Source organism: Hubeiibacter jixunmingi, assembly GCF_041928215.1.
GTDB lineage: Bacteria > Pseudomonadota > Gammaproteobacteria > Pseudomonadales > Moraxellaceae > Acinetobacter.
Window position 1 is genome coordinate 35,398 of record NZ_JBHFHK010000001.1, and the last position, 26,960, is coordinate 62,357.

Below are 26,960 nucleotides of genomic sequence, written 5' to 3' on the forward strand. Positions count from 1 at the left end.
CATTTTTTAATGAAATAATTTTTTAAATTCTTTTTGGAGTTGCAACATGGCAGGTCATTCAAAATGGGCCAATATCAAGCATCGTAAAGCCAAGCAAGATGCAAGCCGTGGTAAAATTTTTACCAAATATATCCGTGAAATCGTTACCGCATCGAAACTCGGTGGTGGTGAAGCTGCAACCAACCCACGTCTGCGTGCTGTAGTAGAAAAAGCATTATCAGTCAATATGACGCGTGATACCATCAATCGTGCTATCCAACGTGGTGTCGGTGGTGAAGATAATGATGATTTAAAAGAAGTAACCTATGAAGGTTATGGTGTAGGTGGTGTCGCAGTGTTGGTAGATACCATGACGGACAACCTAAACCGTACTGTACCTGACGTACGTCACTGTTTTACCAAGACCAATGGTAACTTGGGTACATCAGGTTCGGTGGCATATTTGTTTACCAAACGTGGTGAAATCAGCTTTGAAGATGTCAGCCTTGAAGACAAAATCATGGAAGTGGCATTAGAAGCAGGTGCGGATGACATCGAAGTGGAAGAAGATGGCATTTTGGTCATCACTAGCCCAGAGAGCTTCGGTGATGTACAAGATGCTTTGACCGCAGCAGGTCTAAAATCTGACAATGCTGAAGTAGTGATGCATCCATCGACCAAAGCAGAAATCACCGATATCGAGCAAGCCAAACAAATCATGAAAATGATTGATATGCTTGAAGATTTGGACGATGTACAAGATGTTTATACCAATGTTGAGTTTAGCGAAGACGTTTTGGCTCAATTGGATGCATAAATAATTTTTTATGCCAGTAATATAGATTGGTTTATCACCAATCTATATTTTAATCTATTTACTCTGCACGACTTTTTTGAAGGTTTATATAATGAACAACAGCATTTATAATAGTGAAAATTACCAACTGCAATTACAGCAAAAAGCACAACATATTTTACAGCAATTCACTGAATTTCATTTACCCGAATTAGAAATATTTGAATCACCCATCGATCATTATCGTATGCGTGCTGAGTTTCGTATCTGGCATACTGATGATGGTTTATTTTATGCCATGTTTGAAAAAGACAAAAATGATAAAAAACAAGTGGTGCGTGTTGATGAATTTCCTATCGCTAGCCAAGCGATTAATGATTTGATGCCAAAATTATTATCTGCGATTGAACAGCATCATTTATTGTCGCATAAAGTTTTTGAGATTAATTTTTTAAATACTTTATCAGGCGAAATATTGGTTTCTCTACTCTATCATAAAGCTTTGGATGATGAATGGCAGAAATTGGCAGAAGACTTACAACAGAAATTTAACATTAAAATAATTGGTCGTAGTCGTGGACAAAAACGTGTTTTAACCAATGACTTTGTGATTGAAAAACTTCACGTTAATGGTCGTGAATATATTTATCAACAAATCGAAAATGGCTTTAGCCAACCCAATGCAGTAGTTTGTGAAAAAATGCTGACGTGGGCTTGTGATATTGCCAAAAATATTCAAGCTAAAACAATGGAAAATAATCCAAATGCTAAAAATGATTTATTAGAATTATATTGCGGTAATGCCAATTTTACTTTGCCATTATCACAATATTTTAATCAAGTTTTGGCAACAGAATTAGCAAAAAGCTCAGTTTATGCAGCACAATATAATATTAAACATAATCACATTGATAATATTCAAATTGCCCGTTTATCGGCAGAAGAATTTAGCCAAGCTTATAAAGGCGAGCGTGAATTCCGTCGCTTGCAACAGCAAAATATCAATATTGCTGATTATGATTTTTCCACTATTTTTGTCGATCCACCGCGTGCAGGGATTGATGATGATACGCTCAAGCTCATGGCAGAATTTGAACATATTATTTATATTTCGTGTAATCCAGATACGCTGTTGGATAATCTAAAACAATTAACTCAAACGCATCAAATCCAACGTTTTGCCTTATTTGATCAATTTCCCTATACCCATCATGCGGAGTGCGGTGTACTGCTCTCAAAATTAAAATAAATCATTGTTTTGGCTTATTTTAATTCTTTGTGCTTGAAGAAATTGTAAAAATGATATAATCGCTTTAATTTCATGGATTTCTCGTTATAATAGCGTTATTGCAAACTACGTATGATCCCTTATGAGCCAACGCATTGACGCCACCGATATTACCGAAGAACAAGCCATTAATGATGTATTTTTTGATCGTGTAGATCAATTTATCAAACAAGCCAATGAATTTTGTCGTCCTGTGGCTGGCGACAATTCTAACCCACAAGAACGCCGTGCCAAAGCCAGTGCTGCCATGCTCTTTGCTACTGCACGCTTTAATACTTGGGTTAGTGCAAATAGTTTTGAAAATGCTCAACAGATGCAGGATGCCAAGCAACAAGTGATGAGTTATTTATTGCAACAATTTCAAGCAATGTTGGAAGATAACTACGATGAATATTGCGAACAATTTGATAACTATTTACGCTACCGTCAAACAGAGCAGCGGCATAGTGATAAAGACCAATATCATTACGGTCATGATCATCAACACTAACACATAAGGATTGGTTATGTTTCAATTCAAAAAAATGGCGATTGCTGTATGCAGTCTTGTGATCGCATCACATAGCTATGCAAATTTACCGCAAGATTCTCGACGTGCTGGCGGCATTGCAGTCATCGCACTAGATAATGATATTCAGCAAGTAAGCCTGAATAATCAACCTGTCATGATTACACAGCATAATGGACAACGCTATGCTTTGGCTGGCATTCCACTCAGTGCTACAGTAGGTAATTTACAATTACAAACCAATCGTCAGCCTTTGAACATCCAAGTACAGCCTTATACTTATCCCGAACAGCATCTGACGGTGCAAGACAAGCACGTCAATCCTAATCAAGCTGAGCTAGACCGTTATAAACGTGAAGCTGATGAACAAAATGCAGTGTATCAAAGCTTTACTGCTGTACAGTTTAGTCAATTTCCAAAGTTTATCGTACCGACCAAAGGTAATTTTACCAATTCCTTTGGACGTAAACGCTTTTTTAATGGTGAGCAACGTGCTCCTCACGCTGGGGTAGATATCCCTGCACCAATCGGGCAAGCAGTCGTCGCACCTGCAAATGGTGTAGTGGTCGCAACAGGTGATTATTTCTTTAATGGTCAGACCGTCATGATCGACCATGGTCAAGGCTTAATCACCATGTTGTGTCATTTGAGTAAAATCAATGTGAAAGTCGGACAACAAGTGAGCCAAGGCGAGACCGTAGGTTTGGTTGGTAAAACAGGTCGTGTCACTGGACCTCATCTACATTGGACGATGAGTTTAAATAATGCCAAAGTTGATCCGCAACTATTTTTAAAATAATTGCATTTGGGTTCGCCTATAAATATGCCGTATTCTCGAATCAAATACGGCATATTTTTTATGCTCAGCTGAGCAAATTATTTTTCGCTAAACTTAGCCATTAAATATTGTTGGGCTGAATGATCCGCTTCTTTCGCCGTTTTTTCATAAGGCATCCACTGACCATCCGCTTGCAGAATCCATGCTTTCTGATTGTCTTTTAGATAATTTAATAAACCTTGTTCGTAGATACGTTTTTTCAAACTTTCATCTTCGATTGGAAAACATGCCTCAACACGGTTGTATAAATTTCTTTCCATCCAATCTGCACTGGCACAATAGATCTTACTTTTTCCTGCATTTTCAAAATAATAGACACGTGTATGTTCTAAGAAACGTCCGATAATGGAACGAACACGAATATTTTCTGATAAACCTGCAATTTGTGGACGCAAACAACAAATAGAACGCACGATCAAATCAATTTGCACGCCTGCTTGAGATGCTTCATACAATTTATCAATGAGTTTGGTCTCGGTAATAGCATTCACTTTAATGATAATGCTTGCAGATTTTCCTGCTTTTGCATGGCTAATCTCATCATCGATACAACTCATCAGCTGTTGATGCAAAGTAAACGGTGCATGTAATAATTTTTTAAGTTTGACCAATTTGCCCATACCTGTGAGCTCTTGGAACACACGATGCACATCTTCACAAAGCTCTTTATCTGTAGTCAGCAAACCGTAATCTGTATAGATTTTTGCATTGCCTGCATGATAATTACCTGTACCCAAATGTACATAACGTACCAATTTACCTTGTTCACGACGCACAATTAAAATCATTTTAGCATGTGTTTTATAACCCACAATACCATAAACCACAACTGCTCCAGCCTCCTGCAGAACATTTGCTACAGCAATATTTGACTCTTCGTCAAAACGGGCACGCAATTCAATCACCGCCGTCACTTCTTTACCATTACGCGCAGCTTCTGCCAACACTTGTACGATTTCAGAGTCTGCTCCACTACGGTATAGAGTTTGTTTAATCGCCAAAACTTGTAGATCACGGGCAGCCTGACGTAAGAGATTGATAACTGGTGCAAAGGACTCAAATGGATGGTGCAATAAGATATCTTGTTTTTGCATCACTTCAAACAAGTTATCATTTTTCTTCAATGCTTTTGGCATCAAGGGCGTAAAAGCACTATAACGCAAATCAGGTTTATCAAAATCAGTAATCAAGCGTGTAAGATTGACTGGTCCATCGACACGATAAAGTTCATTTTCAGTCAGTTCAAATTCATCCAATAAGTAATCACTGATTTCTTTTGGACAATTATTAGTGACCTCTAGACGTACTGCTCGACCAAAACGACGTGAGCTCAACTCACCTTTTAATGCTGTAGCAATATCTTGCACATCTTCATTCAATGCTAGGTCGGCATTACGTGTCACACGGAACTGATAACAACCTGTTGCGGTCATACCAGGAAAAAGATCAGAAATATGCTCATGAATAATTGCGGATAACATCACATGATGGTCTTTGCCACGTGTGGTTTCATTCGGCAAACGCACTACACGTGGTAGAGAACGTGGTGCTGGCACAACAGCCAAATCAATTTGACGCCCAAAAGCGTCTTTGCCTTCTAATGTCACAATAAAATTTAAGCTTTTATTGACCAAACGGGGAAATGGATGTGCTGGATCTAAGCTAATCGGTGTCAGTACAGGTGCAACTTGTTCTTGGAAATATTTACGCATCCATGTCAGCTGTTCACTTGATAGCTCATTACGCTTCAAAAAACAAATGTCTGCTTCACGTAATTTAGGCAAAATCTGATCATTTAAAATACGATATTGACGATCTATAGCCGCATGTGTTGTTTCAGAAATACGTTGTAGCACTTCTGCTGGCGTAAGTCCGTCAGCACCATAGCTTTTATTGCCTAATGCCAATTGTTCACGCATACCCGCAACACGAATCTCAAAAAATTCATCAAGATTACGTGAAAAAATAAGTAAAAAATTTAAGCGTTCTAGTAATGGATGATTAGGATTGACCGATTGTTCAAGCACACGCAAATGGAAATCTAAAATAGACAGTTCACGGTTAATATAGCGATCATGATATAACGATGCATTGTTTGCATTCGACTGATTATTGACTTGTGAAGTGGTGTTTGTCATAAAAGATTTTCCTTATACCTTAGCTAAATCGGTTATCTGTTATTATAGCTCAAAACCAGCTAATTAATTATGCTTGTTTTGTGACTTTTCGTTCTTAAACTCGATAAAAAATTTTGATTTTTCACTAAAAATCAGACTATTAAAACAAAAGATTGTTTTGGTCAACCATCCACAAAAAGCCGTACTGTATTTGAAAGTAAAAGCACAATGACTTAAATCATCTAAATTTTAGATAAGGGAAAACAACACAGTCAATCCCCTTACAAATCATCGTGCTTAATTACTAATATATCATAGCCACTTATAAAGGTGGTCCAATGAAGAAGTGAACACGCACTGGAATCTTTGGCTCGCTCACCCCTGCTGCAACATCTACACGGATCGGTCCAATTGGCGATGCCCAACGTATCCCAGCACCAACGCCATATTTGGTTTTATTGCTAAATGATTTATCGTAAGCATTTCCTACATCGGTAAATACCGCTGCACGCCAGCCAGGACGGAACATATAATTATACTCTAGCCCGCCTGTAGCCAGTGTCTGACCACCCAATAAAATACCATCTTCATCTGGCGATAAACTCTTATAATCATAGCCACGCAAGCTTTGATCGCCCCCTGCAAAATATCTTAAATTATAAGGCACTTCATTAAAATCTTTTGTGAAAATATAACCCAAATCAGCACGACCTACAAACTGGTGCTTTGCTGCCTCACCTGTCGAATACACAAAACGCCAGCCTGCATTCAATAATGCCAAATCTGTTTCGGTCAATAATTTTTTTGAACCTGCTTCGATACGATAAAACTGACGAAAACCTTGTGTTGGATTGACTGCATCATTTTGCACGGTTTTACTTAATTCATAACCAAGCAAAAATGATTGTTGGTTTGGATTAGATTGGATGACTTGGAATGCTTGCGGTAATAGATTGTTATCCACCGTATCCCGCCCCTTGATTCTATCTAAACGATAACGCAAAGAAGTGGTTTGTTGCCACTCGCCCAAAGGACGTTTGACGATACGTTCCGCACCAAATACGGCAGATTCGATATCCAATGTTAATCCTGTGCCACGAACCTCACGCTCATAACCACCTAGTAAATTGACATAGTCATTAAGTGGATGATTATAAGGGATCATATAACGACCACTAAAAGATTGACGTATTTTGGATAATTCTAAGTTGGCATCAAAGGAATGCCCACGATCATTGACGATCGCACGACGATATTGGCTACGCAAACGCACGCCTGTATCTGTGCCATAGCCGATACCGGCTTCCAAACTATTGAGATAATCTGCATTCAATTCAACGATGACAGGAATTTGTTTTTCTTGTCTAGCTTGTTCTTTCAAACGCTCTCGTTCGTTATTTTCACCTTGTGTATCAATATCTTGATTGGCACGACCCTCTTCATCCAAGCCTGCAAATACTGCTTCGTTAATGATATTTTGGTTTTGTACTATACGTCCATCATTACTACGTTGCATACTCGAAGCCTGCTGCGACAAACTTTGTTGTCTCAAAGCTTGTGCTTGGCTGAGATTTTGTTGAGCAATGACTTGTTTGATGTCATCTGGTAAGTCTAAAGGACGCTGGATTGGATCTGGGCGAACCGCGTCCACACTAGAATAATTAAAATAACGGCTATTAATTAAATTATTTGCCAAATTCGTAATACGCCATCCAGCATAATCATCTCCAGCTTGGAAAGGAACCAACTGCTCAAGCACAGACTGTCGTAATGGAAAAGGTGCTGCCGTATTGGACATTCGAAACTCAACATTTTTGAGCTTATATCGTTGTCCTGTTTCAAATTTTAAATCAATTTCGGCATGATTTTCTGGCAAAGTCACTTTTAAATCACGTAAACGCCAGTACGAGTCAAAATAGCCTTGCTCATTCGCTGCGTTATTAATACGGCTTTTGGTGGTTTCATACAACCCTTGATTGAGTACATCTCCAACATTGAGGTCAGGTACCACTTGAATAACTTGGAATACTGGACGTGCTGAACCATCACCTGTGATAATGATATTTTGGCTTTTTACCGTAACTGGTTGATTTGGTCTTACCGCTACTCTCAACGTGGTATCATTCAATTTATTCAGCTGAATTTCTGGCGAAAAGTAGCCGACTGCTTGTGCCGCTTGTGTAGCTGATGTACGTAACTGTGGTAATAAGATATTGTAATCTTTAAAGCTCTCTTGTGTAATGGTTGAAAGCTTAGCACGAATATTATCCGCAGGCTGACCCTGTGCACCGCCCATATCAATACGGATACGTGGCTGTGCTTTTAATGGTGCATCAGCACCACGACGATCTCGTTTAAATAAGCGTGTTAAGAAATTCCCTTCTTCTGGTTCTTCTGCTCCCCCTGTCAAGATTGAAGCGGTATCTTCTAATTCGGTATTAATTTCTGGTAGATTCACCTGTACATTTGCCAAATCTTGTTGTAAAGCTTGCACGGTTTGCGTATTGGTTTGTTGTGTCGAGATTGTGCCTAGCTCTGGTTTTTCACTATTAACAATTTGTTGGTGTGTCGGTAATTGCGTTGCTTGTTGTTTGGCTTGTTGTTGTGCATCTTGAGCAATTTGCTGGATTTCACTCAACATCGCATGATCAACTTCTGGTAATTCAGCAGGATTTATCTGATAAACCGCATCGGTCTGAAAAGCATGTTGTGCTTGTTCAATATGCGTTGTATCGACTGGTGGAACAACTGGTGTAGCCGTTACTTCAGGCGGAGCAGCAGGTGTCGCATCTGTAGATGATGGTGGCGTCAAATCAATATGAAATATATTATTCGCTGTCGTCTGCGGCGTATGCGTTGTCGATGTAGGCTGTGTGGTGTTATGGGTATTTGTGGCTTGCTGATTTTTGAGGTCAGGCTGTACTGGTAACATCACCGTCGGCTGTTGTGCTGTCTGTAGCGTTGTAGTGTTGGTATTTACATGACTAGATGTAGTATTTTGAGATGGATTAGTCTGTGCATAGCTCACTGTAGAGAGTACACTGCAAAAACCAAGTGCGATGATAGGCGGTACATGAGAGCGATGATCTTGATATAGTTGTTGTAATGATTGTTGAAGTACTGAACAACGTAACTTAAATGACTGGCTAAGCATCATGTACACCTTATCTATCATGTTATAACAAAAAGACTCGGCGTCAAGTTTACACTTTTTTTGTGCAATTTTAACTATCCGAATTGGATTTTTTTTGTTAAAGTCCATTTTATCAAAATCATATAATCAATGGTAAAATGAACAAATCCAGCCCATTAATGCTATCCCAGCGTTTTCTACCGATGTTTTTAACGCAATTTTTCGGTGCATTTAATGATAATCTTTATAAATATGCACTGTTAACCATGTTTAGCTATGGCTGGATAAAATCAAGTGCATTGACCAGTGATACTCTAAATAATTTGGCAGCACTGTTATTTATCTTACCATTTTTTTTATTTTCTGCTACAGCAGGACAATTAGCAGATCGTTATGAACCGACTAGACTGATTAAAATATTAAAAACCAGTGAAATTATTGCCATGTCAATCGCCTGTGTTGGGTTTATCAGTGGTCAGATTAGTTTATTACTATTTGCATTATTTTTAATGGGTGTACAATCCGCTTTTTTTGGTCCTGTTAAATATTCTATTTTACCCAATTTATTAAAAGAGAAAGAACTCATTACAGGCAATGCATTATTTCAATCGGGTACATCTGTTGCCATATTATTAGGCATGGTAATTGGTGGAGTAGCAATTGCATTGGCAAAAGGAAACGTTTGGTATATTAGTGGCTTATTAATGATGATGTCATTGATTGGTTATATTGTATGTTTATATATTCCCAAACAAAAGATCGCCGATGAAAACCTAGTTGTGAATTGGAACTTTTTCCTCACCAGCTGGCAGATCATGAAATTAAGTCGTCAATACCGTTTGGTTTTTTATGTGATTCTTTGTAATTCATGGTATTGGTTTTATGGTGCGACCATCATTACGCAAATGGTACAAATGACACGTGTTTATTTGCATGGCAGTGAAAATGTATCTGCGATTTTATTAACTTTTTTCTCTGTTGGGGTAGTAATTGGTTCTGCATTATGCAAAAAACTGAGCGGTGAAAAAGTAAAGTTATCTTTAATATATGCTGGTGCGATGGGGCTAAGTGTATTTTTAGCCTATTTGGCGTGGAGTTTATTTAATATCCCTAAGATACCACCTGATCAAGCATTAGGCATTATACAAATCTTTAATAGCGGATTACATTATTATCACGTCTTTTTAGCAATTACACTATTAGGTATCAGCGGAGGATTATATATTGTACCATTATATACCTTAATGCAAAGTCAAGCACCCGAAACACATCGTGCACGTATTATCGCAGCCAATAATATCTTTAACTCTATCTTTATGGTCACCGCTGCGGTTTTTTGTATCATTATTTTAAAGTTATCGAACTTAGTATATTTGTTCATCATTACCAGCGTGTTAAGCCTTATCGTTTGTAGTATACTGCTTAGCAAGGTTAGACAATATTTTTCAACGTTAAAGTAAATCGGGAGTCATTATGCGTCAGTTCACTGGTGTAGACAAATTTATCCAATCTTTTGACCAAGCTTTACGTAGTCTTGTACCTGAAGCCACCCAAGCCCATCGTGAAAACCCAGCTCAAGACCTGAACGCTGAGCTAAGCATCAACGAAGCACGTCATGTAGCAGGCTTGATGCGAGTGAATCACAGTGGTGAAGTCTGTGCCCAAGCACTATATCATGGTCAAGCTTTGACCGCGAAACTACCAAGTGTACGCAATGAAATGCAACACGCTGCCGAAGAAGAACAAGACCACTTGGCATGGTGCGAAACTCGCCTTAAAGAGTTGAACAGTTCGCCAAGTTTACTCAACCCGGTTTGGTATGGTTTATCCTTTACTATGGGGGCGTGTGCGGGTATTGCCGGTGATAAATACAGTTTAGGCTTTGTGGCGGAAACAGAAAAGCAAGTCAGCAAGCATTTACTCGACCATATTTCACGCTTGCCTGAACAAGACTTACGCTCAAAAGCGATATTGGAGCAGATGAATACTGATGAACTAGAGCATCGTGATGCAGCACTGGCGGCAGGCGGTGTGGAATTGCCATTGCCTGTACGTGTCATGATGGGGGCAATTTCTAAAACCATGACCAAGACCAGTTATTATGTTTAATTGGTTTTGATTTATATTAAACTTCCTCCCCTTAGGGGAGGATTGAGGAGGAGTGAATGACCATTTAAATCATTTTAAAATGTTTAAGCAGTTATTTTTAAATTTGCTTTAATCAATACATCAGTCAAGGAATAGAAATCATGTATATTATTCTCGCTAACATTATCTTATTGCCTATCTTATTATATATGCTATTGGCATGGTTTTTATATCGTGTAGGCAATTTTATACCTTATACTATTCCATTACAAAAGATTGATACAGATAAATTCTTGTCTGATACAAAGCATTTAACAACACACTACCATAATGAACTATTGGAAAATGGTTTTCGCTTGCAACAGGCTTATTTTGCTGATATGAATAAAAATGACAACTATATTGCCATTTATTTAAATCCATCTTATCCAACATTAGCAGCCAATATTACTTATTTAAGCAATCAAGTACAGCCATTAAAAATGTGTTATATCGAATTGACCGAGCGTTATCAAGATGGTACATGGATAAATGTCAATAATGCTGGACAATCGGGAGCTTTTCCATATTTTTCGGATTTTCCTGCATTTTACCTTGAGAAAAATCTTTCACTGTCAGAGTTAATCAGCATTCAAAAACAACTTGCGACAAAACTAAAAATTCATACGCACGCTATACCTGCATCACCACTAGAAGATTATGCTCAAGTGATTAATCATATTACTCAGCGTATATGTGAAAATCTGATTAAGCAAGGTTGGACGACTGGAGAAATTTTAGCTGATAATAGTTATCGATTTAGTTATAAAGGTACACTGTTAAGCATGTATAGATTTTTACCTATTACTAAAAATTGGGCTTGGCAATATCGTAAAAATAAAATGCTCAAAATATTAAATCAATAAGCTAACATTCACATTAAAATGGCTTGAATATCAAGCCATTTCTGCAGGGAAACTAATGACTTCACTTAATTCTTTTGCCCCTGTAATCACCATCAATAAGCGGTCCATACCCAAGGCAATCCCCGAACAAGCAGGCATATTCGGCAAAGCAAGCAATAGTCGAATATCTAACGGCATCACCGCTAAGCCTAATCGCTCACGTTCAGCATTGTCTTGCAAAAATCTTTTTTGTAAAGTATCGCTATCAACCAGTTCATCATAGGCATTAGCTAATTCTAAGCCATTGATATATAACTCAAAACGTGATGCGACTTGCTCACCATCTTGGTCATCATGAATCTTGGCAAGTGATGCCAATTCAGGTGGAAAATCGGTCAAAAATACTGCACCATCAAAGCCCAAAGTCGGCTCAATAATATGTGAAAACAACAAATCCATATATGCTAGACGATCATCACCCAAATCAATGTCCAAATCATGTTCGATGGCTTTTTGCTTTAGTGTGGCAGCGTCAGCAGTCAGTGGATTTATCCCCAAAAACTGTTGAAAGACCTGTTTATAACTTTTTTTCTCAATAAAAATATCAGCATTAACAGTAAGTTGTAGCAGTTTTTTTACTTCGCTCATTAAATCATCAAGACTAAAATCTGGGCGATACCATTCCAACATAGTAAATTCGCTGTTGTGTTTACGTCCATGTTCATCATTGCGAAAAACTTTACAAATTTGATAAATCGCACCACTACCGCTTGCCAAAAGTCGTTTCATGGCAAATTCAGGCGATGTATGTAAATAATCCGTGCGTAACTGTCCACCTACATAACGCTGTGCAGAAATCGATGCTAAATGTACATCGGTGGTCGCGGATTGCGATAAAAGCGGTGTTTCCACTTCGAGTACATCACGTTCGGCAAAAAATTGCCGTAACTGTTGGTATAATTTGGCTCGAGCCTGTAAAGCTTGCATGGTGCAAGTTGGTTGCCATGAAGATGTTGTAGATATTGGCATCATTCAACCCTAAAATATTGAAAAAAATCATATTAACATATTTTATATCCTACAGATACTTGTGCTAATTTTGCGTTTTTTAAAAATTTGTTCATTCTGCAATCATTTTACTTTTTTCTGTAAATAAATATCAAAAATAAAATTAAAAATATGGCTGATAAACCACCATAAAATAACCCTACTAAAACTGCTAAACACACTGCCTCTATAAATTCATGTTCAAAATACAAATTCAAAACTGTACCAAAAATAATCATATAAGAAAAATAAATCATGAATATTTGAAATAGGATTTTAAAATAATCTTCTATGCTCTTTGTATTTTCAAATTTCGGTAAAATAAAATAATTTGATAAATAAGTTGGTAACAAATTAAATGTAAATATAAAAACATAAGCAGTCCCAATAGCACTAAACCATTGCGATGTTGTTATATCTTTATTCCCAAGTAAAAAAAGCGGTGAAACACCTAACCAACAAATCAAACTTAGAATTGTATTACCCACAAACCAAGGCTTAATCATGATTTTTTTACTCATAAAAGCCATAAGCATCCCATTCCCGTCTTAGCGGATAATTTTTGCGTAATCGGTCAAAATCATCGCCGACAATCACGCCATTTTTTAGGCACGCTCGCAATTCGGCATCATCACGCCCAATCGGATAAATCGCCTTTAGATGCTGTTTAAGCTGTGCTTTGATATCTTGCTTTGCATCAAATAAAACATCACATTTCGGCATCAATGAGTTAATATCTTTTGTCACTTCAAAGCCAAAATGCTCACAAAATGCTTGATAAATCATCGCCGCACCACGCAATTTCCCCTCCAAGCTATAACCTGCAATATGTGGCGTGACGATTTTTACCGCATCCAATACCGCTTGGGAAATTTGCGGTTCATGTTCAAATACATCCAAAACCACCGTGCGACCAGTACGGGCAATATCGGCTAATAACGCCTGTTCACTTACCACCGCCCCACGCGCAGAATTGATTAAAATGGTATCTTTTGGCATCTGTGCAAAAGCTTTTGCATCAAACATATGATACGTCGGATAATCGCCCACTGTGGTCAATGGCGTATGAATCGACACCGCATCACACTGTAAAACATCAGCAAAATCGACTTGTTGCACATCGGCACATTGTACAAATGGATCATAGCCTTTGACTTGCCAACCCAATTGTTGGGCTAATCTAACCAAACGCTTGCCGACATTACCCAATCCCACAATGCCTAAGCTAAAATCTTTTTCCAAACATTCAGGCTTGACGTGATATAAGGCAGTGATGACATATTCTGCCACCGCTTGAGCATTACAGCCTGCGGCATTCGCCCATGTAATATTTTGATTTTGTAAATAATTGATATCAAGATGGTCTGTACCAATGGTGGCACTACCGACAAATTTGACTGGACTATTTTTTAATAATTTTTCATCGACTTGTGTCACCGAACGCACCAATAATGCATCAATGTCTTGTACATCATCAGCAGTAATTTTTCGCCCTGCTTTACTGATGATTTCACCAAAGTCGGAAAAAAAATATTCACTTTCAGCAAGGTTTTCATCAACTAAAATTTTCATGTTTGTATTTTTCATGATGTGACTCAATAGCAATATTTAAACACATTGAGTGTAATGCAATTCCAGTTTTGGCTCAAATTATTTTCCACTGAATAAAACATTTACAACTATTAAAAATCACCTACACGGCTCATAACTCTTTCATCGGTCGTTCCTTATGGATTAAATGCGGTTTATTATACACTAAATCCATTTACTTTACAACAAATATTTTATAAATTTTCGATTACGTGCGTAAATTTAATCCTTGTCAAGCAGTTTAAGAATCCACGCATACACACCTAACCAGACTAATACAATGAATGCGAACATCATACACCTCTCACGCTAAATACATAAGCTGTTGCAGGGTCTCTATCCACTTTATAATCATCGTAGATAGCCTCAATAGTGTTTCTAAGTCTGCTCATAACAGTTATCCTCTTGGTTAGGTGGATTACATCATTTTCTAAGTCGCCTACACGGCTCATATTATACACTTACTCAGTCTGTTAAGTCAATGTTTCTAAGTCGCCTACACGGCTCATAACTATAGAGTGAAAAATAAGCCTCTCGACCTATTCCGCTTATTATCCAGCAATATTCAAATAAGTACAATATCTATTCAAGATATCTAGCTTCATTCAGCTTACATTTTTTGTCATTGCAGTGATACTAGATTTTGGCTACTATGCAATAAAATTGCCTTTAGCGTTATCACTTCCATGTCAAATCATCATCGTACAGTCCATCTTCAACCGTTCCAAACGCATTTTTTAATCAAAAACCCACATATTCAAACCATCTTACCCAAATTTATCAAACAAAAACAACCGCATTACCAACGTATTCTAAAAGCAGATAGCACAGGTCTTGCCCAAGTCGCCTATGATTTTGTCTATGCAGATGGTACACAGCCAAGTCTGGAACAATCATTACAACGTCCTTTGGCGGTGATGTTTCATGGTTTAGAAGGCGATAGTGACAGCCATTATGCCAAGTGTTTTGTTAATGAAGCTAATGCTCAAGGTTGGGATGCGGTGATTGTGCATTATCGTGGCTGTGGTGGCGTGGCAAATCCAAGTCCATTTGACTACAATGCAGGTGATACCAAAGAATTACACCATGTTTTACAACAGCTTAAACAACAATATCAAGATGTCTATGCAGCAGGTGTGTCATTGGGTGGCAATATGTTGGCACGCTATATGGGCGAATACCAAGACGATGTATTATGTAAAGCTGCCGTCGTGGTGTCCGCGCCAGTAGATTTGACCACATCGGCAAAAGCCATGCATCGTTTTGTGGCAAAACGAATTTATACCCCTTATTTGCTCAAGCCATTATTGGTCAAAGCGTTACAGAAAATTGATGATCCGCAAGTCTTGGCACAATTAAAACAAGCCAAAACCCTTGATATTTTTGATGATTTATATACTGCACCACGTCATGGCTATGGCACAGGCAAAGATTATTATCTCAAAGCATCAGCGTTGCCTGTGATGAAAAATATTCGCAAGCCAACTTTGGTGATTACTGCGATTGATGATCCTTTTTTAGGAAAAATCGCCCAAGCCCAAGATGTCTCAGAATATGTACAGCTACTATATAGCCCAAATGGTGGACATGTTGGCTTTATGCAATACCAAAATAAACGTCTAAATACCGATTGGTTACCACAAACGATTTTTCGTTATTTTAATGCCATCAAATCATCATAATAAAGCTATAGCTATGGCGTAAAATAGGCTATACTTGTGCTTATTTTTATTGATTTTTTGATGTATGACAGCTATGCAAAATTACTGGGTCACTTGTGCTGATGGTTTAGAACAATTATTACAAGACGAGATTGAAGAACTCGGGGCAAAGATTGTCGAGCGTAAAGCAGGACGTTTGATTATCCAAGGTACGCTCGAAACCGCTTATCAAATCTGTATGTGGTCACGTTTGGCATCGCGTGTGTTATTGCCAATTTTTCAACATGATATTGAAGATATTCGTGATGTACGTGATGTGGCAGAAGAGCTGTACGATGCAGCGGTGAATTTTGATTGGTCGTTGATTTTTGCCCCACAAAGTACCTTTGCCATTCGTTTGCATACCGAACGTGAAATCAAGGTCAATACCCAATTTGCTACTTTGCGTGTCAAAGATGGCGTAGTGGATAATTTTATGGAAAATGTTGGGCGTCGTCCGAGCATTGACATCAAGCAACCTGAAATTACTTTATACGTTTTGGCAGGCAAACATCAGCATCATTTCTGTTTAGATTTATCAGGTGACAGTTTGCATAAACGTGGTTACCGTCGTTATATGACCGATGCCCCGATTAAAGAAAACTTAGCCGCAGCGATTTTACAAAAAGCCAAATTAAAACAGCTTAAGCCAAAAATGATTTTAGATCCGATGTGTGGTTCGGGTACGTTTATTATCGAAGCGTTGATGATTTTAACTGACCGTGCTCCAGGTATGGTGCGTCGTTTTGGTTTTAATGGTTGGCATGGACATAATCATGAATTATGGCAAAGTGTGAAAAAACAAGCGGTGGAAAAACATTATGCCGCTTTGGAACAAGAGTTACCGACCTTTTACGCTTTTGATGCCGATTGGGATGCAGTAAAAGCCACTCGACAAAATATCATTGCCGCAGGTTTTGAAAAAGTTTTGGATAAAATCTTCATCGAAGAGCGTGTGTTGGGTGATTGGGGCAATTTTGATGAAGAATTAGCACAACATGCCTTTATCGTGACCAACCCACCGTATGGCGAGCGTTTGGGCGATAAACAATCTAATCGTGCCTTTTATCAAGGTTTGTCCTTATTATTACAAGAACAATTTAGCGGACAGCCGACAGCGATTATTGCCGCCCATATTGAACAAGCCGATATTTTGGCATTAAATCATCCGCAAACTTTGCGTTTGATGAATGGTAATTTGCCGATTTATGTGCGTTTTGGTGAAATCAAAGCATTGCATAATAATGTGCCATTTTTACAAAATTGGCATAATCAAACGGTTGAATTGGAAGAAGCCCAAGATTTTGCCAACCGTTTGCAAAAAAATATGCATGCTTTGAAAAAATGGGCGGTGCAAAATCAAATTTATTGCTTGCGATTATATGATGCTGATTTGCCTGATTATAATTTGGTGGTGGATTTGTATGGCGATAAATTCCATGTGCAAGAATATGCCCCGCCGAAAAAAATTGATGCGGAAAAAGCCAAAAAACGTTTTAATGCAGCATTAGCTGCGGTGCGTGCGGTGACTGGTGCAAGACGTGAAGATGTGTTTATCAAAACACGTGCAAGACAGACCGGCACACAGCAATATGAAAAACAAAGCCAAGCCAGCAAACGCTTTATCATGCGTGAAGGGCAAGCAAAATTCTTGGTGAATTTGACCGATTATCTGGATACGGGTTTGTTTTTAGACCATCGCCAAATTCGTTTGCAGATTGCCAAAGAAGCCAAAGGCAAGCACTTTTTAAATTTATATAGTTATACTTCATCTGCCAGTGTGCATGCCGCACTAGGCGGTGCAGCCAGTACCACCAGTGTGGATTTGTCTAATACTTATATCAATTGGTCTAAAGAAAACTTTGTATTAAATGGTTTGACCGTCGATCATAGCGATGAACAGCATTTATTCTTTACTGCGGATTGTTTTGAATGGTTAAAAGAAGGTCATGAACAATATGACTTAATCTTTATCGACCCACCGACTTTTTCAAATTCCAAAAAGTTTTACGGTACATTTGATGTACAGCGTGACCATTTATCTTTGATTAAACGTGCCATGAACCGTTTAAGCGGTGATGGGACTTTGTATTTTTCTAATAATTTCCGTGGTTTTGAGTTGGACGAAGAATTATTGGGCTTATTTGATATTGAAGAAATCACCCATTGGACGATTGGACAAGATTTTAAACGTAATCAAAAAATCCATCGTGCGTGGCGAATTAAGCATTATATTGATTAATGTTTAAAATGGAAAAATGATAAAAAAATCGCTGTTTTAGGACAGCGATTTTTATTTTACATCAATAATTTAAAACGAATAAAATCAATGTGCTGCTTTACCAATCACAAAACTCAAAGTCGCATAGCTGGCTAACTTTTGGCATTGTTGCGGATTTGGAAAATCTGACTTATGCACCACACGCACTTTCCAAAAGCCTTGGCGTAATGGATAAAGTTTGACTGTCCCATCACTACGCGTGGTGTCTGAAAATGCTTGTGGTTCGAGTTTATGCACTTTATCATTCGGATCTTTTTTCACAAAGCCTTCAAAAGTCGCTACGACTATTTCATTGGCAAGTGGCTCACCGTTAAACAATACTTTTAACCCAAATGGCTCACCAACACGAGCATTGGCAGGATTATCCATTGGGACAATTTCGAGCCCTTGCCCAACTGGTTTAGTCACGATATCTTTGCTATTGGCATGATGACCGACATTCACCACATTTTTGCCGTACATTTGGGTCTGTTCGCAATATTTGGCATCAGGCATAGCCGTCATATCGACTTGTTTCCAACCGTCTTTATTCTCTGACCAAAATGTTGGGCTATATTCTGCAAGCAATAAATAGCTACCATTCTCTACCGCTTTTTGCGTTTGGAATTGATAATTTTGACCACCTTTTACAGCAATAAGGTCTTCAGTGCCTTGGGCTGTCACCAACTGTAATGGTTTTTTAAAAATATGCTGACGATCAGCGGCAATCGGTTTTAATTCTGGGAAATCTCCATAGCCCAAATTGGCTTTCAAAATCTCACCGCCATGCGTATGTTCAGGCTCAACCCAAACCTCATGTGCCACAGCAAATGGAGCTTGACTCAATAACGACAAAGCCAAAATATTGATAGCCAGTTTTTTTTGCAATTTTCATAACTTTTCCTACAAAGCAATCTAAAAAATTTGCAACATTATATCATAACATTTACTTGTTGTAAATTATCACTAAACGCCTTTGAGAGCATAGGAAAACTGAAAAAATAGTGTCTATACAGATAGAAAAATATCCAAAAGCAAGATGCATTGCATAAAAATAAAGCTAAAAATATCGACTTTATTGTATCTTTTTGTAAAATGATGCATTAATCATCAATTTTGTCAAATTTAAAAATTTAATTTTTGTGAATTTATGCTCATTTTTTGCTTATTTTTTTAAGTTACTCTTATAAGTAAATGATTTTAAGCTATTTATTTAATTATGCATGGTTCACATTTTACTATGTTCTGATTTTTATATCCAAATAAATGCATGGCTTGATGAGATAAAACCACCATTTTCTACACATTTTAAATAATAATGATTATCATTTATATTCTTGTATGCTGTACAAACTCATTTTCTCTCACTACCATAGCCACATCTTGAAGACAGATAGTGCGTTCACAAGCCGACAAATCAGTACGTTTTCTCCCACTACCGATTTTAAATTTGTACTTAACCATAGCACTACGAGGAATATCGGATGAAAAAATCAGTATACGTTACTTTTGCAACTGTTGCTTGTGCTTTAAGCTTAAGCACCACAGCGACTGCAAAAAGCCATTCAACCCATAGCACAGCCAAAGCTAAAACCGCAAATATTGCAGGTGTTAGTGCAAAGGCTGACGACAGCGATAAAACAGCTAGACCACATCGTGGTGGTACAGCGAGCTGGTATGGCGGTCGTTTCCATGGCAGATTGACTGCAAATGGCGAACGCTACAACATGAACGAATTAACCGCAGCACACCGCACTCTACCTTTTGGTACATTGGTGCGTGTCACTAACCTGCGTAATAACCAAAGCGTAAATGTGCGTATCAATGACCGTGGACCGTTTTCTAAAGGTCGTGTTATCGACTTATCACGCAAGGCGAATCAGATGATTAACTGCAATCTCTGCCAAGTCAAACTAGAAGTTTTGAATAAATAATTTTGTCAAACCAAAGCATTGCTTATTGGCAGTGCTTTAATTTTTTTATATCCAGTGCAATATCATACAAGCACGCAAAGAATGATTGTAAAAATTGCCTTTATTATAATTTGTCTTTAAAATAGCATCGATTTTTAATACTCATCTCAATTTTTATTTTATGTCTGAAAATATTCAAAATGTTTCACATCAGCGTGAAATCGTGACCTTTATGCGTCGCTCTGCCCCACTGAACACCTCACAACGTCTTGCGATTGAACAACATGCTGACATGATTGTTGATACGCAATTGCAGTTTGCTGATGTGCGTCAATATTTTAGCAATCCTGAACAACCTTTAACCATTGAAATCGGCTTTGGTATGGGAAGCTCATTGGTCAAAATGGCACAAGCCAATCCTGATCGTAATTTTTTCGGGATTGAAGTGCATATTCCTGGTATTGCCCAATGTGTACATGAAGCGGGTGAATTGGGCTTGACTAATTTGCGTGTGGTCGATGCGGATGCAATTCAATTGCTTAAAAATATGCCTGACAACAGCATCGATACGTTACAACTTTATTTCCCAGATCCATGGCAGAAAAAACGTCACTTTAAACGCCGTTTTGTTGTGCCTGAACGTATGGCGTTGGTAGAAGACAAATTAAAAGTGGGTGGTCGTTTTCATGCTGCAACTGACTGGCAACCTTATGCTGACTGGATGCTTGATGTATTGGAACAGCGTCCACGTTTAAATAATTTGGCAGGTAAAGGTAACACGTATCCACGTCCTGAATGGCGACCGCTAACCAAGTTTGAGCAACGTGGCTTGGATGCAGGACATAATATTAGTGATTTTATTTTCGAAAAAATCAGCTAAGATTTTGATAAAATAAAAGTATTGAAGATGCAGCATAAATGAGATTTGTGCTGTATTTTTTTGATGACCTGAGGAAAATAAAGCTTTTGGCGAATAGAATAAACTGGAAGGAATAAAAATAGAGAAAAATAAATTTCAAATAGCTTTCTTAATTTATAAAGTGGCAGAGGATCAAGGATTCGAACCTTGACGAACGGTTTTGGAGACCGTCATGCTACCATTACACCAATCCTCTAACTGTTAATCAACACTTTACACAAATTGGCAGAGAATCAAGGACTCGAACCTTGACCAACGGTTTTGGAGACCGACATGCTACCATTACACCAACCCTCTATTATTGTGTTAGCGATTAACGATGCGTATCTTAACAATCATCTCCACAGAATACAAGGTCTTTTTCTTTTTTTTGCATCTAATTTGTGCAATAGCGAATATATCTTGGCTTTTAAACCTTATACAATAATCAAGCGATTGTGTTTAAGCAATCTTTTTTGCATTTCTTGGCTATCTAAGCCCATACGCCAATACAATAAATCCATTGCATCCAGCTCATCTTGGATCACCATGCGATTTTGCCAAATCTCATCTTCGATAATACTTAAAAAATACAAACGTTCACGTAATAATAAGCCAGATAACACTGTCAAATCTTTGGCTAGGTTTTTAGAGTCATCTATTTGCTCGAAGTCAGCTATGGATAATGATAAACGCTGACAAATATTACTTTGTATAGAGAGCTTTTCATATGGTTCAATATGAGATAGCTTTAATAGTTGCTGTACAATATTAATCATTGAAGATTTAGCTTGTATCCATGCAACGGGATAACCTTGTTTAATTTGTGGATAATGATAAATACGCTCTAATAATAAAAAATCTAAGAAATTAATCTGTTTGTGATGAATAAGTTTTGCAATTTTCTGTAATAACGGTACTTTTGCAATCTTTGGAATTTTATCAATGGCGGTTAGACTTTGGAATACCAACATAAAATGTACACGTTTATCCATCGCCATCAATGCATCCAAAAGCATATGACTTAAATCTATCGCATATTGTGTTTGCTCATGTTTGAATTGGTTTTGCCTTAAAAAAATCACTGCCAAAATAATCTCTTTACAGCCTGTAATCGTTGCACTTGCAAAATGGATCAGCTCTGAATGTACCATCTTTTTACGTACTTCCGAGCTTAAAGCTTTGATATTATCTTGAATATCATCATGATGTGCATGAGATATTAAATCATCTCTTTGATCAAGTGATTTATTTCCTTGTTGATAATATTTCTGTTTAGGTGTTTGAGAATGATGTGAAAGAAAAGGCACACCTGCATATAAAAGACGATAATCACTTAATAATTTTGGCTTTAAATAAAAATATTCCATTTCCGACAGATTATGTTGTTTTAATCGCTGCTGCTTAATATTATAATAAGAATTATTTTGATATTGTTTACGGCTATCTATAACGAGCTCAATCCCTTTTTCAATAAAAGTCTGTTTTAAATATTCTCTTCTCGTTTTCGGAGTATGTACACAACTGAACCAACTTAAACGACCTAAAGGATTTGCAAAGCAATAATGTGCAATAGACTCACCATCAATACGATACAAAAAGCTTTGATAAGGATGGATATCAATACGTGCTAAAGTATAAATTAAATATTGCACATTAATATGCTGTGCAGTCAATAAATCATATCTCTTACGGTAATTTTTAAATAAGCTATATTTAATCATCCGTGTTAATAATAATCCAGGACTACCAAACAACCAAAACAAATAAGCAAGCAACCAACATATGACTTCTAAACTACGAAATCTTTTTTGACTTTTAATACGATATGCAAAAATAGCAATATAATTCCCTAAGCGATGTAAAGCCGAGAATCCGTAACAAGCAATGTCCAAATAAGTATTTACACGATAATCTTTTTTTACAATACGACTATATTCATGAGTCAATAATGCTTTAAATTCTAATGCAGTGAGATTTTGTATTGCACCCCATGAAATGATAATACTAGCATCAAAATGTTGAAAGCCAACACTAAAAGCGTTAATGCCCTGCTCTTTATATAAAATATAAATATTGACAGGTGCTACAGAAAATTGACTAGCGACGGTTTTATTAATATCTAAAGTGACACTTTCTGCTAATCCAATATCATGATGGGCAAAAATTTTGGTCGCTTTGTAATATTTCGCAATATTTTCTCCATTAGAACTATATCTCGAATCACGATATGTCGATGCAGCAATCAGAGAAATTAAAATAGCAATAACAATAAACGGGCTTGAACTATGCCATAAAACATCTTGTGTATAAGAAAAATAGTAAAGAACAATCCCAATCAAAAAAAGACCATATAGCGTATAAATAAATATACTCAGACTTAATAGTAACGTCAATTTTAAAAACAAACGTAGCATATTATTTCACTATAATTAAATGGGATAAAATAAATCAAATCCATATTACACAATTTGATGTACAAAAGGCTTATGCATTATATACTTAACATATATTAATCGCATAAGCCTTTGTCTATTTTCAAGATTTAATTTAAAAAATTAAATACCTGACAATTACACTTCACGCAAACCTGTAAGATCAACTGATGCAGCATCTACATTTACATCGATATAATTATCTTTTTTCTTTTTGGCTGAGTCATTACGGCTCTCTTCCAAACGTTTTAGATAAGTATCATCAATATCACCAGTTACATATTGACCATCAAATACCGAGCAATCAAACTCTTGTAGATGTGGGACTTTGCGTGTTTTTACAGCTTCTTTCAAATCGTCCAAATCTTGGAAAATCAAACGGTCTGCACCGATGATTTCACAGATTTCATCCACGCTACGTCCTGATGCGATCAACTCCGAACGTACTGGCATATCGATACCATAGACGTTTGGATGTGTGACCATTGGTGCTGCAGAAGCAAAGAATACTTTTTTCGCACCAGCATCGCGTGCCATTTGGATGATTTCTTCGCAGGTTGTACCGCGTACAATCGAATCGTCTACCAACAATACATTTTTGTCTTTAAATTCGATTTCTACAGGATTTAGCTTTTGACGCACAGATTTTTTACGTTGTTGCTGACCTGGCATAATGAATGTACGACCGATATAACGGTTTTTCATAAAGCCTTCACGGAACTTCACGCCCAAGATATTAGCAAGCTCAACCGCGGAAGTACGACTGGTATCAGGAATCGGCATTACCACATCGATATCGTGCTCTTCGCCCCACTCTCGCAAGATTTTATGTGCAAGTTTTTCACCCATTTTCAGACGTGCTTTATATACCGAAATGCCATCTAATGTTGCATCTGGGCGTGCAAAGTACACATATTCAAAAATACATGGACGATATTGTGGGTTTTTAGCACATTGCTTAGTAAACAATTTGCCATCACGATCGATAAAGATTGCTTCACCTGGCTCAATATCACGCTCTACTTTAAAGCCAAGAGAAATAATTGCTACTGATTCAGAAGCAATAATGTATTCTTTTTCGCCATTTTCAGTTTCACGAGAACCGTAAATCAATGGGCGGATACCCAAAGGATCACGGAAACCAACTAAACCATAACCTGTAATCAATGCCACGACACCATAAGCACCACGACAACGCTCATGTACACCAGCCACAGCGTTAAATACATCTTCTTCAGTCGGTTGTACTTTGCGTGATTTTTGCATTTCATGGGCAAAAATGTTTAGCAAAACTTCTGAGTCAGAATCGGTGTTAATGTGACGGAAATCAGTTTGGAATAAATCTTGTTTTAACTCATCCGCATTAGTCAAGTTACCGTTGTGTGCCAACGAGATCCCATAAGGTGAATTGACATAAAACGGTTGTGCTTCAGCACTGCTTGATGAACCAGCAGTAGGATAACGCACGTGTGCAATACCGTAGTTACCCAATAAAGCACGCATATGGCGAGTATGAAATACATCGCGTACCATGCCATTGTCTTTGCGTAGGTACAAGCGACCTTCATGACAAGTAATAATGCCTGCGGCATCTTGTCCACGATGTTGTAGCATCGTCAACGCATCATATAACAATTGGTTTACAGGCGACTTACCAGCGATACCAACTACACCACACATAGAAACCTCACCGACCGATTAGGGCATTTTACTGAAAAGGATTTGCCATCTTGCCTGACTGTTGCGCAGTTTTGTCTGCTGGCTTTTTGTCTTGCTGAACTGGCTTAGGATTTTTGGGGATTATATCATCTTGTGATACATTAGTTTTGTCTAATCGCTGATTTTCAAGTGTATCAGCAGATTTTTTGATAAGGTCTTGAGAATAATGTGCTGTCTGAGCTGAATGGGGCGGCTGTAGCAATTGAATCACTATAGAGTTCTTCCGCCAACTCATGCCCGACAACCACGGTGATAATATATAAATCAGAATCATCAAGATTACTGCCGTCTTGGCGATACCAAATATTCCACCTGCAATACGATTCAGCCAATTGATCTTGAGTTTTTTAAACACACCAGACAATAAGTAATTGACTGCCCAGCTCATCATCATCACGCTCAGTACAATGGCAACAAATGCCAAGACCGTCTGCATCTTCGGATCATGACTAAAAGCCTGCATGGACGGTGCAATATGCTGATGCAGCAATACTGCCAAAACCAACGCACTGAACCAACCAATCAAATTGGTGATTGTCTTTACCAAGCCATTACTAAAGCCACGATAGGCATTGAATGACAATTTGATGAGTAAAAATATATCTAGACCTGACATATACTACCTAAAATTTTGCACAAGACCAAACGAATTTGGTGTCTTTTGCAATCTAAATCATGCTTACACAGGATCCAAAGCCTTGACGCATTCCGCAATCAGTTGTGGCCCTTGATAAACCAAGCCTGAATATAGCTGTACCAAAGTTGCACCTGATGCTTGCTTTAATCGTGCTTGCTCACCGTTTAAAATACCACCAACACCAATCAATGGAATTTTACCTTGTAACTGCTTGTGAAACTCTGCCAAACAAAAAGCACTTTTGTTAAAAACAGGGCCGCCCGACAAACCGCCTTTTTCTTCAGCGTGTTTTAGACCTTCTACGCCCTCACGGCTCACCGTGGTATTGGTGACAATTAACCCATCAATTTGATGATGCAATAATTGCTCTGCAATATATTCAATATCCATCTGCTCAAGATCTGGTGCAACTTTCAAAACCAAAGGCACATAAAAACCGTACTGTGCAGCAAGTTTTTGTTGTTTCTCTTTTAGTGTAGAAAGCAAATCTTTTAATGCACCGCCACTTTGTAAACGGCGTAACCCTTGTGTGTTTGGTGAAGAAATATTCACCACAACATACGATGCATAGGCATAGACTTTTTCTAAACAAATCAAATAATCATCAGTCGCTTTTTCTACAGGTGTATCAGCATTTTTGCCAATATTTATACCCAGTACGCCTTTATATTTGGCTTTCTTTACGTTTTCGACCAGTTTATCCACGCCATCGTTATTAAAGCCCATACGATTGATGATGCCATTCACCTCAGGTAAACGAAACAATCTTGGCTTTTCATTACCCGCTTGTGGACGTGGTGTGACCGTACCAATTTCTATAAAACCAAAACCTAAGGCTGCCAACGCATCAATATAATCGCCATTTTTATCCAAACCTGCTGCAAGACCAACGGCATTCGGAAAATCAATGCCCATACATTTCACTGGTTTGTACTCATGACTGTAAATGCTTTCAGTTAAACCAAGAAAGTCAGACATTTTAAGCATTGAAAGAGTAAGATGGTGTGCACGCTCGGCGTCAAATTGAAACAACAAAGGGCGTAAAACAGAATAAGCCATAATCGGTCTACAAAAATATATAAATAACCAGTAAATTGCCTACATCCAAAAAGCTAGGCAACAAAATAACG

At 37.8% G+C, this 26,960-nt stretch carries 21 protein-coding genes and 2 tRNA genes; 11 read left to right on the forward strand and 12 right to left on the reverse strand.

Annotated features, from left to right (window positions below; genetic code table 11):
• Positions 1-46: 46 nt before the first annotated feature.
• The 4 genes from ACEYX7_RS00155 (at position 47) to ACEYX7_RS00170 (ending at position 3,370) form a co-directional block, all read left to right on the forward strand.
• Positions 47-796, forward strand: coding sequence for a YebC/PmpR family DNA-binding transcriptional regulator (locus ACEYX7_RS00155; RefSeq protein ID WP_374802319.1), 750 nt, complete (start codon positions 47-49; stop codon positions 794-796).
• A 91-nt stretch (positions 797-887) separates the two neighbouring features.
• Positions 888-2,024, forward strand: a complete 1,137-nt coding sequence (gene trmA, locus ACEYX7_RS00160) for a tRNA (uridine(54)-C5)-methyltransferase TrmA (protein ID WP_374900069.1) — start codon at positions 888-890, stop codon at positions 2,022-2,024.
• 121 nt (positions 2,025-2,145) lie between these two features.
• Positions 2,146-2,553 (forward strand): DUF3144 domain-containing protein, encoded by a 408-nt coding sequence (locus ACEYX7_RS00165; protein ID WP_374802315.1) that lies wholly within the window; start codon positions 2,146-2,148, stop codon positions 2,551-2,553.
• Between the two features lie 16 nt (positions 2,554-2,569).
• Entirely contained in the window at positions 2,570-3,370 is an 801-nt protein-coding gene (locus ACEYX7_RS00170) for a peptidoglycan DD-metalloendopeptidase family protein (RefSeq protein ID WP_465246275.1), read from the forward strand.
• Between the two features lie 77 nt (positions 3,371-3,447).
• On the opposite strand, the gene ppk1 is transcribed toward ACEYX7_RS00170, so the two are convergent.
• Both ppk1 and ACEYX7_RS00180 read right to left on the reverse strand, forming a co-directional pair.
• Complete coding sequence (gene ppk1 / locus ACEYX7_RS00175) at positions 3,448-5,547, reverse strand: polyphosphate kinase 1 (RefSeq protein WP_374802313.1); 2,100 nt, start codon at positions 5,545-5,547, stop codon at positions 3,448-3,450.
• A 301-nt stretch (positions 5,548-5,848) separates the two neighbouring features.
• Entirely contained in the window at positions 5,849-8,680 is a 2,832-nt protein-coding gene (locus tag ACEYX7_RS00180; protein WP_374802311.1) for an autotransporter assembly complex protein TamA, read from the reverse strand.
• Between the two features lie 137 nt (positions 8,681-8,817).
• On the opposite strand from ACEYX7_RS00180, the gene ACEYX7_RS00185 reads away from it, so the two are divergent.
• The 3 genes from ACEYX7_RS00185 to ACEYX7_RS00195 all read left to right on the forward strand — a co-directional run bounded on the left by ACEYX7_RS00185 (position 8,818) and on the right by ACEYX7_RS00195 (position 11,652).
• Positions 8,818-10,119: an MFS transporter gene (locus ACEYX7_RS00185; protein ID WP_374802309.1), complete on the forward strand. Its 1,302-nt coding sequence runs from the start codon at positions 8,818-8,820 to the stop codon at positions 10,117-10,119.
• 13 nt (positions 10,120-10,132) lie between these two features.
• Complete coding sequence (gene coq7, locus ACEYX7_RS00190) at positions 10,133-10,768, forward strand: 2-polyprenyl-3-methyl-6-methoxy-1,4-benzoquinone monooxygenase (RefSeq protein WP_374802307.1); 636 nt, start codon at positions 10,133-10,135, stop codon at positions 10,766-10,768.
• 140 nt (positions 10,769-10,908) lie between these two features.
• Complete coding sequence (locus tag ACEYX7_RS00195; RefSeq protein ID WP_374802305.1) at positions 10,909-11,652, forward strand: hypothetical protein; 744 nt, start codon at positions 10,909-10,911, stop codon at positions 11,650-11,652.
• A gap of 30 nt (positions 11,653-11,682) precedes the next feature.
• On the opposite strand, the gene epmA is transcribed toward ACEYX7_RS00195, so the two are convergent.
• From epmA to ACEYX7_RS00210, 3 genes are all read right to left on the reverse strand, one after another.
• Positions 11,683-12,660 (reverse strand): EF-P lysine aminoacylase EpmA, encoded by a 978-nt coding sequence (epmA, locus tag ACEYX7_RS00200; protein ID WP_374802303.1) that lies wholly within the window; start codon positions 12,658-12,660, stop codon positions 11,683-11,685.
• A gap of 107 nt (positions 12,661-12,767) precedes the next feature.
• Positions 12,768-13,208, reverse strand: coding sequence for a hypothetical protein (locus tag ACEYX7_RS00205; RefSeq protein ID WP_374900071.1), 441 nt, complete (start codon positions 13,206-13,208; stop codon positions 12,768-12,770).
• Entirely contained in the window at positions 13,192-14,250 is a 1,059-nt protein-coding gene (locus tag ACEYX7_RS00210) for a 4-phosphoerythronate dehydrogenase (protein ID WP_374900080.1), read from the reverse strand. The genes ACEYX7_RS00205 and ACEYX7_RS00210 overlap by 17 nt, the downstream gene beginning before the upstream one ends.
• Before the next feature lie 704 nt (positions 14,251-14,954).
• Between ACEYX7_RS00210 and ACEYX7_RS00215 the strand changes: the two genes are divergently transcribed.
• On the forward strand, positions 14,955-15,950 hold the full coding sequence (locus tag ACEYX7_RS00215; RefSeq protein WP_374900073.1) for a YheT family hydrolase: 996 nt from the start codon (positions 14,955-14,957) through the stop codon (positions 15,948-15,950).
• A gap of 73 nt (positions 15,951-16,023) precedes the next feature.
• On the forward strand, positions 16,024-18,210 hold the full coding sequence (rlmKL, locus tag ACEYX7_RS00220; protein WP_374802294.1) for a bifunctional 23S rRNA (guanine(2069)-N(7))-methyltransferase RlmK/23S rRNA (guanine(2445)-N(2))-methyltransferase RlmL: 2,187 nt from the start codon (positions 16,024-16,026) through the stop codon (positions 18,208-18,210).
• Positions 18,211-18,294: 84 nt separating this feature from the next.
• Here the strand turns inward: rlmKL and ACEYX7_RS00225 are convergent, their stop codons facing one another.
• Positions 18,295-19,116: a DUF4198 domain-containing protein gene (locus ACEYX7_RS00225; RefSeq protein WP_374802292.1), complete on the reverse strand. Its 822-nt coding sequence runs from the start codon at positions 19,114-19,116 to the stop codon at positions 18,295-18,297.
• A 596-nt stretch (positions 19,117-19,712) separates the two neighbouring features.
• Between ACEYX7_RS00225 and ACEYX7_RS00230 the strand changes: the two genes are divergently transcribed.
• Together ACEYX7_RS00230 and trmB are read left to right on the forward strand one after the other, a co-directional pair.
• A complete protein-coding gene (locus ACEYX7_RS00230; protein ID WP_374802290.1) occupies positions 19,713-20,162 on the forward strand; it encodes a septal ring lytic transglycosylase RlpA family protein in 450 nt (149 codons plus the stop codon).
• A 160-nt stretch (positions 20,163-20,322) separates the two neighbouring features.
• The gene (trmB, locus tag ACEYX7_RS00235) at positions 20,323-21,021 is read left to right on the forward strand and encodes a tRNA (guanosine(46)-N7)-methyltransferase TrmB (RefSeq protein ID WP_374802288.1); all 699 of its coding nucleotides are present in this window, start codon (positions 20,323-20,325) and stop codon (positions 21,019-21,021) included.
• A 161-nt stretch (positions 21,022-21,182) separates the two neighbouring features.
• Here the strand turns inward: trmB and ACEYX7_RS00240 are convergent.
• From ACEYX7_RS00240 to ACEYX7_RS00265, 6 genes are all read right to left on the reverse strand, one after another.
• A tRNA-Trp gene (locus ACEYX7_RS00240) sits at positions 21,183-21,256 on the reverse strand.
• Positions 21,257-21,283: 27 nt separating this feature from the next.
• Positions 21,284-21,357: transfer RNA gene (locus ACEYX7_RS00245), tRNA-Trp, on the reverse strand.
• 119 nt (positions 21,358-21,476) lie between these two features.
• Positions 21,477-23,381, reverse strand: a complete 1,905-nt coding sequence (locus tag ACEYX7_RS00250; RefSeq protein WP_374802286.1) for a M48 family metalloprotease — start codon at positions 23,379-23,381, stop codon at positions 21,477-21,479.
• Between the two features lie 231 nt (positions 23,382-23,612).
• On the reverse strand, positions 23,613-25,154 hold the full coding sequence (purF, locus tag ACEYX7_RS00255; protein ID WP_374802284.1) for an amidophosphoribosyltransferase: 1,542 nt from the start codon (positions 25,152-25,154) through the stop codon (positions 23,613-23,615).
• Between the two features lie 28 nt (positions 25,155-25,182).
• The gene (locus tag ACEYX7_RS00260; RefSeq protein ID WP_374900075.1) at positions 25,183-25,809 is read right to left on the reverse strand and encodes a CvpA family protein; all 627 of its coding nucleotides are present in this window, start codon (positions 25,807-25,809) and stop codon (positions 25,183-25,185) included.
• A gap of 63 nt (positions 25,810-25,872) precedes the next feature.
• On the reverse strand, positions 25,873-26,889 hold the full coding sequence (locus ACEYX7_RS00265; RefSeq protein ID WP_374802280.1) for a quinone-dependent dihydroorotate dehydrogenase: 1,017 nt from the start codon (positions 26,887-26,889) through the stop codon (positions 25,873-25,875).
• Positions 26,890-26,960 lie beyond the last annotated feature (71 nt).